This window comes from Streptosporangium sp. NBC_01469, from assembly GCF_036227305.1.
Taxonomy (GTDB): Bacteria; Actinomycetota; Actinomycetes; order Streptosporangiales; family Streptosporangiaceae; genus Streptosporangium.
The window spans coordinates 3,965,702-3,978,291 of the sequence record NZ_CP109465.1; the positions used below are offsets into that span (position 1 = coordinate 3,965,702).

At 70.9% G+C, this 12,590-nt stretch carries 9 protein-coding genes; 7 read left to right on the forward strand and 2 right to left on the reverse strand.

Annotated features, from left to right (window positions below; translation table 11 throughout):
* Positions 1-66: 66 nt before the first annotated feature.
* On the reverse strand, positions 67-828 hold the full coding sequence (locus tag OG587_RS17850; RefSeq protein WP_329091680.1) for an SDR family oxidoreductase: 762 nt from the start codon (positions 826-828) through the stop codon (positions 67-69).
* 241 nt (positions 829-1,069) lie between these two features.
* Here OG587_RS17850 and OG587_RS17855 point away from each other — a divergent pair, with 241 nt between their 5' ends.
* The 5 genes from OG587_RS17855 (at position 1,070) to OG587_RS17875 (ending at position 7,092) form a co-directional block, all read left to right on the forward strand.
* Positions 1,070-2,965, forward strand: a complete 1,896-nt coding sequence (locus OG587_RS17855; RefSeq protein ID WP_329091681.1) for an ABC transporter substrate-binding protein — start codon at positions 1,070-1,072, stop codon at positions 2,963-2,965.
* Between the two features lie 6 nt (positions 2,966-2,971).
* Positions 2,972-4,015: an ABC transporter permease gene (locus OG587_RS17860; RefSeq protein ID WP_329091683.1), complete on the forward strand. Its 1,044-nt coding sequence runs from the start codon at positions 2,972-2,974 to the stop codon at positions 4,013-4,015.
* Positions 4,012-4,944, forward strand: coding sequence for an ABC transporter permease (locus OG587_RS17865; protein WP_329091685.1), 933 nt, complete (start codon positions 4,012-4,014; stop codon positions 4,942-4,944). Before OG587_RS17860 ends, OG587_RS17865 begins: the two co-directional genes overlap by 4 nt.
* 97 nt (positions 4,945-5,041) lie before the next feature.
* Positions 5,042-6,100 carry an ABC transporter ATP-binding protein gene (locus OG587_RS17870; RefSeq protein WP_329091687.1) on the forward strand — a complete coding sequence of 353 codons (1,059 nt, stop codon included), beginning with the start codon at positions 5,042-5,044 and terminating at the stop codon, positions 6,098-6,100.
* Positions 6,097-7,092, forward strand: a complete 996-nt coding sequence (locus tag OG587_RS17875) for an ABC transporter ATP-binding protein (RefSeq protein ID WP_329091688.1) — start codon at positions 6,097-6,099, stop codon at positions 7,090-7,092. Before OG587_RS17870 ends, OG587_RS17875 begins: the two co-directional genes overlap by 4 nt.
* A gap of 150 nt (positions 7,093-7,242) precedes the next feature.
* Here the strand turns inward: OG587_RS17875 and OG587_RS17880 are convergent, their stop codons facing one another.
* Positions 7,243-8,541: a DUF2252 domain-containing protein gene (locus OG587_RS17880; RefSeq protein ID WP_329091690.1), complete on the reverse strand. Its 1,299-nt coding sequence runs from the start codon at positions 8,539-8,541 to the stop codon at positions 7,243-7,245.
* Positions 8,542-8,863: 322 nt separating this feature from the next.
* Between OG587_RS17880 and OG587_RS17885 the strand changes: the two genes are divergently transcribed.
* Together OG587_RS17885 and OG587_RS17890 are read left to right on the forward strand one after the other, a co-directional pair.
* Positions 8,864-9,607, forward strand: coding sequence for an SDR family oxidoreductase (locus tag OG587_RS17885; protein ID WP_329091691.1), 744 nt, complete (start codon positions 8,864-8,866; stop codon positions 9,605-9,607).
* Positions 9,608-9,868: 261 nt separating this feature from the next.
* Positions 9,869-12,436, forward strand: coding sequence for a glycosyl hydrolase family 18 protein (locus OG587_RS17890; RefSeq protein ID WP_329091693.1), 2,568 nt, complete (start codon positions 9,869-9,871; stop codon positions 12,434-12,436).
* The last annotated feature ends 154 nt before the right edge of the window (positions 12,437-12,590 follow it).

The following is a 12,590-nucleotide window of genomic DNA, read 5'->3' on the forward strand; positions in this document are numbered from 1 at the left end:
TCCTGCGCGCGGCCGGAGAGCGGTCCGGTGGGTCCTATGCGTGACCGGAGAGCGGCCCGGTGGGGTCTACGCGTGACCGGAGATGCCGCCGTCGACCGGGATCACGGCCCCGGTGAGGTAGGCGCCGGCGCGCGAGGACAGGAAGATCGCGGTGCCCGCCATGTCCTCGGGGCTGCCGATCCTGCCCAGCGGGACGTGGGAGGCGACCGCCGCGCGCGTCGCCGGGTCGTCGAGCGCGAAGGCCATCATCTTCGACTCGAACGGCCCCGGGGCGATCGCGTTGACCGTGATCGACTCTTTGGCGAGCCGCTGGGACAGGTGCCGGGTGAGCATGTGCACGGCGGCCTTGGCCGCCGAGTAGGCGTAGTTCTCCATCGTCGGCACCCGGAGGCCGTCCACCGAGCCGATGTTGATCACCCTGGCCGGGCTCTCCGGGGTCGCGGCGGCGCGCAGCAGCGGCAGGAAGCGCTGGGTCAGGTAGAACACGCCCTTGACGTTGATCCCCCAGAGCTTGTCGAAGGCCTGCTCGGGGTATTCCTCCAGCGGCGCCCCCCAGGTCGCCCCGGCGTTGTTGACCAGCACGTCGAGCCGGGACTCCCGCTCCGCGACCGCCTCGAACAGCGCGGAGACCCCGTCCTCCGTGGACAGGTCGGCGGGTATGGCGGTGCACCCCAGCTCGGCGGCCGTCTTGCCGACCTCGGCCGCCTTCCGCGAGGAGATGTAAACCGTGGCTCCCGCGTCGACGAACCCGGCCGCGATCATCCGGCCGATTCCCCGGGATCCGCCGGTGACGACGACGGTCTTGCCTTCCACTGAGAACAGAGTCATGTTCTGTAGCATGCCGTACCCCCGATGACCACGTCCATACCGACCGGTTGGTTCCGCGCGTTGCGGTATCCCATTTCTGGTTTTAAATCCCCTTTGTGGGAGTTTGTGGCGGGGGGCCTGAAAAATAATGCCGCCAAATAAAACGAGAGTGAAACAATCTTCCACCGCTCGTTGACACACGTCGTTCGTATGGTGAGCCTTCGTTGTCAGGGAGTCACCGATCCGAAGGTGGGGGTACGGCATGCTCAAAACGGGTGCGCGTCTGGTGGCGCTGAGCCTGGGACTGTCGATGGCATTGGCGACGGCGGTCCTTCCCGGGGCACACGCGTCATCTTCCGGGGCTTCCGGATCCGGGGTGATCGGGCTTCCCGCGCATCCCGCCCTGCGGGCTTCGGCCGCGCGGGCGCCCCAGCCGGAGAAGAGGATCGTCCGGCTGGGCGCGACGCAGAGCATGGACTCGATGAACCCGTTCCTGGCGGTCCGGCTGATCTCGACGTCGATCCACCGCTGGACGCACGGCTATCTCACGGTGCCCGATTCGAAGACCCTGAAGCCCAGCCCCGACCTCGCCGAGTCGTGGAAGACGTCACCGGACAAGCTGACCTGGACTTTCACGATCCGGGCCGGAGCCACCTGGTCTGACGGCAAGCCCGTCACCGCCGGGGACGCCGCGTGGACCTTCAACAAGATCATGACGGACGACGCGGCGAAGACGGCGAACGGCCCCGCCGTCGAGAACTTCGACACTGTGACGGCGCCCGACGACCGGACCCTGGTCATCAAGACCAAGAAGCCGCAGGCCTCGATGCTGGAGCTGCCGATCCCGATCGTGCCCAAGCACGTGTGGGAGGGCGTTCCCGACATCGGCACCTTCGAGAACGAGACCTACCCCGCCGTCGGCAGCGGGCCCTACATCGCCGTCGAGCACAGCAAGAACAACTACGTGAAGCTCAAGGCCAACCCGTCGTACTGGCGCGGCGCTCCCGCCATCGACGAACTGCACGTCGTCTTCTACGAGAACCCGGAGGCGGCCAACGCCGGGCTGAAGAAGGGCGACGTCGACTGGATCGGCCGGCTGGCACCCCCGCAGTTCCAGGCCCTCGCGGGCGACCCGAACCTCGTGCAGTGGAACACCCCGGGCCGCCGCGCCAGCTACCTGCAGTTCAACCCGGGCGCCGAGACGGCGGGCGGCGAGCCGATCGGCGACGGGCACCCCGCGCTGAAGGACGCCAGGGTGCGCCGGGCCATCCACCACGCGATCGACAAGAAGACCCTCGTCGAGCAGGTGCAGAACGGGCTCGCCGTCCCGGCCGACGGCTCGATCATCCCGCCGATGTACCAGGAGTTCTTCTGGAGGGCCGAGGGCGACAAGGCCGTCACCTTCGATCCGGCCGAGGCCAACCGCCTCCTCGACGAGGCCGGATACGCCAAGGGCGCCGACGGGATCCGGACCATGCCCGGCGGGGGCCGCAAGCTGGAGATGCGCTTCAGCATCCACACCGAGGACCCCGTCGAGGACAAGCTCGCCCAGTTCCTCACCGGCTGGCTCAGGGACGTCGGCATCCAGATCACCACCCGCAAGCTCGACTCCAACAAGTTCACCGAGGAGACGGGCGGCACGGCGCTCTACGACATCGCGATCAGCGGCTGGTCGGTCAACCCGGACCCCGAGGAGATTCTGGCCACCCACCTGTGCAGCCGCAGGCCCACCGCGAGCGGCGAGGGCGGCGGCACCGAGTCGTTCTTCTGCGACGACAAGTTCGAGAAGCTCTACCAGGAACAGCTGGCCGAGCTCGACCGGGCCAAGCGGGTCGACCTGATCAAGCAGATGCAGGAGCGGCTCTACACCGAGGCCCCCGTCATCGCGCTCTACTACCCCAACAACCTGGAGGGCTACCGCAAGGACAGGATCGCCTCCATCACCCCGATCCCGGAGGACAAGGGCATCCTGTACGGCGGGAGCGGCTACTGGCCGGTCTACTCCCTGCGGGCGGTGGAGCGTCCCGCGGCCCCGGCCGGCGAAGATTCGGGGAACGGCGTCATCCTGGCCGTCACGGCGGTCGCCGCCGTGGTGGCCGGAGCCGGGATCCTCCTCCTCGTCAGGCGGCGCCGCACCACCGCCGACGACCGCGAGTAGCGGCCGATGAGCACATCGCCGGCCGAGCTGACGAAGGCGCCGCCGAAGGACGATCGGGGCGGCGCCCGCCGGAGCCTGGCGCGCTACGCGCTGGTCAAGCTCGGCGGGGCGCTGCTCGGCATCGGGCTGGTGGTCGTCGCGACGTTCTTCCTGTTCCGCCTCATCCCCGGCGACCCCACCATCGCCTACACCCGCGACGTGCCGGTCACCCCCGAGCAGCTCGCCCTGCTCAGGCGGCAGATGGGCCTGGACAGGCCGCTGGGCGAGCAGTTCCTGGACTTCGTGCTGCGAACCCTGCGGCTGGACCTCGGCACCTCGTACGAGTATCGCAGGCCGGTCGCCGAGCTCATCGGCGAGCGGGTGGGCCCGACGCTGCTGCTGGTGGGCACCGGGCTCGCCGTCGCGGTCGGCCTGGGCATGTGGCAGGGCACCAGGGCCGCCTGGCGCCACGGCGGCCGGTTCGACCGCTTCTCCACGGGGACCGCGCTGACCCTGTGGTCGGTGCCGACCTTCTGGCTGGGACTGCTGCTGCTCATGGTCTTCGCCGCGGGGATGGGCCCGATACCCGGCCTGTTCCCCACCCGGGGCATGGAGGACGTCGACGCGCCGGACGGGCCGCTCTACCTCCTGCACGTCGCCCACCACCTGGTGCTGCCGTGCCTCACCCTGGTCGCCGTCGTCTACGCGCAGTACCTGCTGGTCATGCGCTCCTCGCTGCTCGACGAGATCGGCCAGGACTACGTGACCACCGCCCGCGCCAAGGGCCTGCGCGACGACGACGTCCGGCGGCGCCACGCGGTGCCGAACGCGCTGCTGCCGACGGTGACCCTGGTGTTCATGCAGATCGGGTTCGTGGTCGGCGGCGCGGTCTCGGTGGAGTTCGTCTACTCCTGGCCCGGCCTCGGCCTGCTGTTCGTCGAGGCGATCAGGGGACCCGACTACGCGGTCATGCAGGGGACCTTCATGCTCGTCTGCGTCGCGGTGATCGTCATGAACACGCTGGCCGACGTGGTCTACCACGTCCTGGATCCGAGGGTGAGGTCGGCGTGAGCACGAAGGAGGAGGAGGCGAGGGAGGTCGGCGACGGCGCCGGGACGTCGCGTGCGATCGCGAGGGCGCGCCGCCGTGCCGCCCTCGCGCGGTTCTGCCGCGCGTACGGCGGGAACAGGGCCGGGCTGTACGGCGCGGCGATCCTGCTGGTCGCCGTCCTGGCGGCCCTCGTCACGCCGCTGGTCACCGACCCGTCCGGCATGGACGTGACCAGGGCGACGGGTGCCAAGATGGCGCCGCCGAGCGCGGACTTCCCGCTCGGCACCGACGAGTCCGGCCGCTCGGTCCTGCTCATGCTCCTGTGGGGCGCGCGGGTCTCGCTGCTCATCGGGTTCATGTCGGCCCTGCTCAGCATGGTGATCGGTACGGTCTTCGGCATCGCGTCCGGGCACTTCCGGGGCTGGGCCTCGGCCGTGCTGATGCGCGTCACCGACTGGTTCCTGGTGCTGCCCGCCCTGGTCCTGGCCCTGGTGCTCGCGGCCGTCCTCGGCGGCGGCGCGTCCACGATCATCCTGGCGATCGGGGTGACCTCCTGGGCCTCCACGGCGAGGCTGATCCGGGCCCAGACGCTGGCGGTCGAGGCCAGGCCCTACATCGAGAGGTCCAGGGCGCTGGGCGCCGGGCACTGGCACGTCATGACCCGGCACGTGCTGCCGAACGTCGCCCCGCTGGTCCTGGCCAACACCACCCTCACGGTGGCGAGCGCCATCGTCACCGAGTCCACCCTCGCCTTCCTCGGCGCGGACTCGGGCCAGGTGTCATGGGGCGGAATGCTGCGCGGCTCCTACGACTGGGGCGCGGCCACCTCGGGCGCCTGGTGGTACGTGCTGCCGCCCGGTCTGTGCATCGTCCTGGTCGTCCTGGCGTTCACCCTCTGCGGACGCGCCCTGGAGACCGTACTCAACCCACGCCTTCGGGGGGCCTCGTGACCGTACTCGACCCATGCCCGCGGGACCTCGTGACCGTGATCGACCCCTGGTCTCCAGGGGCCCCGGCCGTGTCCGGCCCACGCCTCCGGGGGGTCTCGTGACCCTGCTCGAACTGCGCGACGTGGCGGTGACCTACCGGAGCGCGGCCGGGGACGTCCCCGCCGTGCGGGGCGTCTCGCTCGACCTGGCGGAGGGCGAGGCCCTCGGCGTGGCGGGGGAGTCGGGGTCGGGCAAGTCGACGCTGGCCATGTCGCTGCTGCGGTTGCTGCCCAGGGACGCGCTGGTGTCCGGGGAGATCCTGCTGGACGGCGAGGACGTCCTCACGATGAGCTGGGGGCGGCTGCGCGCGGTCCGGTGGGCGTCGGCCTCCCTGATCTTCCAGGGCGCCCAGCACGCCCTGAACCCGGTGCGCAGGATCGGCGACCAGATCGCCGAGCCGCTGCGGGTGCACGGCATGGCGACCGGCGCGGCGGCGCGGCGCAGGACGGCGGAGCTGCTGGAGCAGGTCGGCCTGCCCGCCTGGCGGGCGCGCGGCTACCCGCACGAGCTGTCCGGCGGACAGCGCCAGCGCGTGATGATCGCGATGGCGCTCGCCTGCTCCCCGCGCCTGATCGTCGCCGACGAGCCGACCACCGCGCTGGACGTGATGATCCAGGCGCAGGTGCTCTCACTGATCCGCTCGCTCATCGCCGAGCACGGGATCGGCCTCGTCATGATCTCTCACGATCTGTCGGTCCTGGCCGCGACGTGCGACCGGCTGGCGGTCATGTACGCGGGCCGCGTGGTCGAGTCCGGTCCCTCGCACGAGGTCTTCGGAAACGCCGGGCACCCCTACGGCAGGGCGCTGGCCGAGGCCTTCCCCACCGTCGGCGACCCCGCCTCCAGGATGGCGCCCAGGGGACTGGGCGGGGATCCGCCCGACCCGGCCCACCTGCCCACGGGGTGTTCCTTCCATCCCCGCTGCCCGGTGTCGCTCGTCTCGTGCGCGTCGGAGTCGGTCGAGCTCTGGCCGGTGAGCCGTACCAAAGCGGGCCGTACCAAAGCGGACGGCACCGAAACGAACGGCACCGAAACGGGCCGTACCGAGGCAGGCCGTGCCGAGGCGGCGCACACCGCCGCGTGCGTCCACGTCCGCGTCCACGAGGAGACTCGATGACCCTGCTCGAAGCGCGGGACCTGCACGTGGAGTTCGTCTCGCGCGGGCGCCGCGCCCGCGCGGTGGACGGGGTGAACCTCGTCGTGGGCCAGGGGGAGATCGTCGCGCTGGTCGGCGAGTCCGGCTGTGGCAAGACGACGCTGGCCCGCACCCTGCTCGGCCTGGAGCGGCCCGCCTCGGGGTCGGTCCTGTACGGCGGCGTCCCGCTGGCCTACTCCTCGCGCGCGCTGCGGGCCCACCGGCGCGAGGTGCAGCTCGTGCTCCAGGACCCCACGGGATCGCTCAACCCCCGGCACACCGTCTACGAGGCGGTGGCCGAGGGGCCGCGCATCCACCGCCTGCCCGCGGAGGGGGAGCGGGTCGCGTCGGCGCTGTCACGCGCCGGGCTGCGGCCCCCCGAGCGGTTCCTCAACCGCTACCCGCACGAGCTCTCCGGCGGCCAGCGCCAGCGCGTCGTCATCGCCGGGGCCCTCGCGCTCGACCCCAGGGTGCTGGTCGCCGACGAGCCGGTGGCCTCGCTGGACGCGTCGGTGCGCGGCGAGATCCTCGCCCTGCTGCTCCGCCTCCGCGACGAGTTCGGCCTGTCGGCACTGGTCGTCACCCACGACCTCGGGCTGGCCTGGAACATCGCCGACCGCGTCGCGGTGATGTATCTCGGCAGGATCGTCGAGTCGGGGCCGGTGGAACGGATCCTCACCGCGCCCTCGCACCCGTACACCCAGGCGCTGCTGTCGGTCCTGCCGGAGTCGCCGTCGCCTGTGGTGCTGGGCGGCGAGCCACCGGACCCGACCCGGATCCCGCCGGGCTGCCGCTTCCACCCGCGCTGCCAGGTCCTGGCCTCGGGCGCGGCGGCCGGGACGGGGGTCGACGGGCTGTGCGTGTCACGGCCGCTGCCGGTGCTGCCGTCCTCGGCCGCCGCCCAGGTCGCCTGCCATCACGCCGGGGCCCGCCCGGCCTCCGTCCGGCGCGAGGCCGAGGCGGAGCACCGGTGAACGGCGGTGAACGGCGGTGAACGGCGGGGTGGGGCCGGACGGTGTGCCCGGCCCCGGCCCCGGCCCCGGCTCCGGCGGGCGGCGAGGGGCGGGACCGGGTGAGGCGTGCCCGGCCTCGGGGAAGACGTTTCGCGGAGGCCGGGCGAGGGGTCAGAGGCCGGGGAGGCGGCCGTTCCTGAACAGGTCGACGAAGAGACCGTGGTCGGCCCTGGCCCGAGCCCCGTAGGCGTGGGCGAAGTCGACGAGGCCGCGGGTGAAGCCGTCGGTGTCGCCGCCGATCACGGCCACGATCGCGTCCTCGGTGGAGAAGTCGACCAGGTCGTGGCTGGACTCGTCGTCGGCCACCGAGTGCATCCTGGCCACGGCCCGGCCCAGGTCGCGGACGACCGAGGCCAGCTCGTCCGGCTCGTTGACGTCACCCCAGGCCAGGTCGGCGGAGTAGGGAGAGACCTCGGCGACCAGCTGGCCGACGCCGTTCAGCATGGTGTAGCCGAGCCACGGGTCGGCGTACGCCTGCAGGGCCCGCTGCGACTCCGCGGTGCGGTGGCCCTGGTGCTTGAAGTAGCCGTGCACCTTCTCGTCGGTGATGTGCCGCGCCACGGCCGGGACCTGGGCCTGCTTCATGTAGAGGATGACATCGTTCTCCAGGGCCTGGGTGTGGCCCTCGAGAAGCATGTTGTACGAGGGCAGCCCGGCCGAGCCGATCCCGATGCCGGTGCGCAGCGCGAAGTCCTTGATCTTGTGCTCGACCTCCGAGACCGTGGGAAGGGTCGTCAGGTAGTCGTGGAAGGCCGCCTCCACCGCCTCGCGGGTCTCCTGGTCCACCGGATAGCGGCCGTCCATGACGGCGAACCTGCGGTCGAAGTTCTCGACGGTGGTCTCCAGGTCCAGCAGCGCCACCCGGGTGTTCAGCCGGGCGAGCTGCAGCACCCGGTGGAGCACCCCGCTCGTGGTGTCCAGGGTCAGCGAGCCGATCGCGTCGTCCCCGCCGTCCGAGATGCCGTGCAGCTCGGAGAGGTACGAGTGGGCGAACTCGGTCACCAGATCGGTGATGACGTCGTCCGACAGCGCCTTGGCGTACCCGATGAGCGCGACGCTGGCCGCGAAGCGCCGCAGGTCCCAGATGTACGGGCCGACGTAGGCCTCGTCGAAGTCGTTGACGTTGAACACCAGGACGCCCGAGGCGTTCATGTAGGTGCCGAAGTTCTCGGCGTGCAGGTCGCCGTGGATCCAGACGCGCCGCGTCTGCTCGTCGAGGAAGGCGTCGTCGGCGAACGCGCCGGTCATGTCCGCGTAGAACAGGCAGGCGCTGCCCCGGTAGAAGGCGAAGGGCGAGGCGGCCATCTTCCGGAACTTGCGCCGGAAGGCGGCGGGGTCACGTTTCATGGAATCACCGAACTCGGTGATCAGGACGTCGAGAATGTGCGCCGAGCGCCCATCGGTGGTCATGGTGGGCAGATTAGGTCGCGGGACCGAAACTCGCCACATCCGGAGCATCACGGATCTGGAACGCACCAATGAACCGGCCCGTTTTCGCCTGGTTCGCGGGGCCGGGCACGTCCCGGAAAGGCGTCGACAACCGCGCCCGTCGATCATAGGTTCGCGGTGGGGTCCGAAGCCGCGGGAGGCCGAGGGGCCCGAAAATGGGAGCGGGCGCGGCGGGCATGGGCGTTCCCGGGACGAAGGCGATGACGGCGGGGGGAGCGCGGCAGGCGTGGACGCGGGGCCCGAAGGACGGCTGAGAGCTCACGGGAGAGGCACGGAGGTCGGCATGGCGGTACTGGAGGGTAGGACGGCGGTGGTCACCGGGGGGTCCCGGGGCATCGGCCGGGCGATCGTGGAGCGTCTCGCCCGCGACGGGGCGGACGTTCTCTTCAGCTACGCGAACGCCGCCGCGTCCGCGGGCGAGGTGGAGCGGGTGGTCAAGGAGGCGGGCGGGAGCGTCCGCGCCGTCCAGGTCGACCTCGCGAGGCGGGGCGCCGCGGAGTGGCTGATGGAGACCGCCGAGGAGCTTCTCGGCGGCCTCGACATCCTGGTCAACAACGCCGCGCTGAGCTTCACCCCGATCCCCATCGCGGAGACCACCGAGAAGCTGTACGACCGCGCCATGGCGGTCAACGCCAAGGCGGCCTTCCTGACCATCCGGTACGCGGCCAGGCACATGCGCGACGGCGGCCGTATCGTCAACATCTCCACTCTCAACACCGTCCGCCCCGCATCGGGTATCGCCCCCTACGCGGCGAGCAAGGGCGCCCTCGAACAGCTGACCTCCGTCGCGGCCCGCGAGCTCGGCGAGCGGGGCATCACCGTCAACACGGTCTCCCCGGGCGCCACGGACACCGACCTGCTGCGCGGCACCAACCCGGAGGAGCTCCTCACCCAGATCGCCGCGCTGACCCCGCTCTCCCGCCTCGGCGACCCCTCGGACATCGCGGACGTCGTGGCTTTTTTGGTGGGTCCCGACGGCCGCTGGCTCACCGGCCAGAACCTCCAGGCCAACGGGGGCCTTAGCTGAGGGCCTCCCGGCGGGTTCCGGTCACGGAATTCCGGCCGGTCGCCGTCGCGCCCGAGGACGGTCGCCTCCGCTGATCGCCTGACGGCCCCCGCCGATGTCGACGACCCGGCCCGACCGGCTTTCCGTCCTCGGGCGCCCGAGCGGGGGACCGCAGGGGCCGAGCCCGGCGGGAGACGCTGTTTTGGGCCTTGTAGGCATGGGATACCGGGGTTACGATCCGCGTAATTATTAGGAAACTTTCCTAAATGGAAGGGCATCTACGTGCGCCGATCAGCCTCTGTGCTGCTGGTTCTCGCCCTGGCAGCCGCTCTCGCCGTTCTCTCGTCCCCCGCCTCGGCCGCCGCCCGGCTCACCGCGGCCTTCACCCTCACCGGCACCCAGGGCAAGTTCGTGGTGAGTAATCCCGGCACCACCCCGGTCACCGGCTGGTCGATCACCTTCGACCTGCCCTCGGGCGTCACGGTCAGCGGTGCCCAGCACGCCACCACCACGCAGAGCGGGACGCGGGTCAAGCTGACCCCCGCCTTCTACATCAACACGGTGCGGGCGAACGGCAACACCGAGCCGTACAGTCCCACGTTCACGCTCAGCGCGGCGGCCCAGCCGGTGAGCTGCACGATCAACGGCGCCAACTGCGACGGCAGCGGCGACCCGCCGCCCCCCGACGCGCCCCTCACCGCCACCTACTCGGGGAGCGGCACGCAGGGCAGGTTCGTGATCGCCAACAACACCGACACCGCGCTCACCGGCTGGTCGATCACCTTCGACCTGCCCGCGGGGGTCACCGCGAGCGCCGCGCAGAACGGGGCGCTGAGCCAGAGCGGGCGCCAGGTCACGCTGAGCCCGGCCCACTACAACACGACCGTGGCGGCACGCGGCACCACCGAGCCGTACAGTCCCGCGTTCACGCTCAGCGGCGCGTCCGCCGAGCCGGAGAACTGCAGGATCAACGACGTCAGATGCGACGGCGCGGCGGACACCCCGCCCGGCGCGCCCGGCAACCTGCGTTCGCCGGTCAAGACGACCAGGACCGTCTCGCTGGCCTGGGACGCCGCGACCCCTGGAAGCCTCCCGATCTCCGGCTACCAGGTCTACCGGGGCGCCGACCTCGTCGCGACGGTCACCGGGACGAACACGACCGTCACCGGCCTGACCTCGAACACCGAGTACACGTTCACCGTGCGGACCAGGGACCGCAAGGGAACCCTCTCCCCGGCGAGCGCGGCGCTGAGGGTGACCACCAACAACGCCGGCGACGACACCCAGCCGCCGACCGCGCCCTCCGGCCTGCGCGTCACCGGCAAGAGCTCCTCCGGCGTCTCGCTCGCGTGGAACGCCTCGACCGACAACAGGGGCGTCGCCGGGTACGAGGTCTACACCGGCGCGACCCTGGCCACGACGGTGACCGGCACCTCCGCCACGGTGAACGGGCTGTCGCCGTCCACCGAGTACACCTTCACGGTGAAGGCCCGCGACCTGTACGACAACACGTCCGCGGCGAGCACCGCGCTGAAGGTGAGCACCGACGACATCATCGGCAGCGGGTACGCCAGGATCGGCTACTTCGTCCAGTGGGGCATCTACGGCCGCCAGTACTTCGTGCGCAACCTCGACACCACCGGCGCCGCCGCGAAGCTGACCCACCTCAACTACGCCTTCGGCAACATCGACCCGGTGAACCTGACGTGCCTGCAGGGTGTCACCAAGGGCACCACCCCGAACCCGCAGGACCCGAACCAGGGTGACGGCTCCGGTGACGCGGACGCCGACTACGGCAGGCCGATGAGCGCGGCGCAGTCGGTGGACGGCGTCGCCGACACCGGCTGGGAGAAGCTGCGCGGCAACTACAACCAGCTCCGCAAGCTCAAGGCGAAGTATCCGAACCTCAAGGTGCTGATCTCGCTCGGCGGCTGGACGTACTCGAAGTACTTCTCCGACGTGGCGGCCACCGACGCGGCGCGGAAGAAGTTCGTGAGCTCCTGCATCGACACGTACATCAAGGGGAACCTGCCGGTCTACAACGGCGCGGGCGGCCCCGGCAGCGCCGCGGGCATCTTCGACGGCATCGACCTGGACTGGGAGTGGCCCGGTTCCGAGGGGCACGCGGGCAACCACATCGGCCCGAACGACAAGGCGAACAACACGCTGCTGATCGCCGAGTTCCGCAGGCAGCTCGACGCCCTGACCCAGGAGACCGGCAGGCGCTACCAGCTGACCGCCTTCACCCCCGCCGACCCGGCGAAGATCGCCGCGGGCTGGGACCTGCCCGAGGTCGCCAGGTCCCTGGACATCTTCAACGTCCAGGGCTACGATTTCCACGGCGCGGGCAGCGACAACTCCTGGGAGCCCAATCGGGCCGGGCACCAGGGCAACCTGTACACCGACGCCGAGGACCCGTACCCGTTCCACTTCAGCGTTGAGGACACGGTCGACGTCTATCTCCAGGCGGGGGTGAACCCGCGCAAGATCACCATCGGTCTCGCGTACTACGGCCGGGGCTGGCAGGGCGTCGCCGACGGCGGGAGGTTCGGCGAGTGGCAGTCGGCCACCGGTGCGGCGCCGGGGCAGTTCCCGGACGAGGCGGGCACCCGCGGGTACGCCAACCTGCTGGCCTCCGTGCCGGGGTGCGCGGTGAGACACGACGAGCAGTCGGTGGCGACCTACTGCTACACCGGCAACGGCGGTCAGTGGTGGACCTTCGACGACGTCTGGTCGATCGGGAAGAAGACCGCGTGGCTCCGGAGCAAGGGCCTGCTCGGCGCGATGGTCTGGGAGATGTCCGGTGACACCGGCACCCTGACCACCGCCCTGGACGCGGGCCTGAGGTAACCGTCCCGGCGGCGTCCCAGGGTGACTACTCCTGAAGGTGGCCTGAAGGTGGCCTGAAGGTCACCATTCCGGAGGATCGTCTTCGCGGCCTCCGATGTCGCGAAGACGGTTTCCCCGGTGCCCGAACTCGTGTCGCGGAGCACCCCTGGCCGAC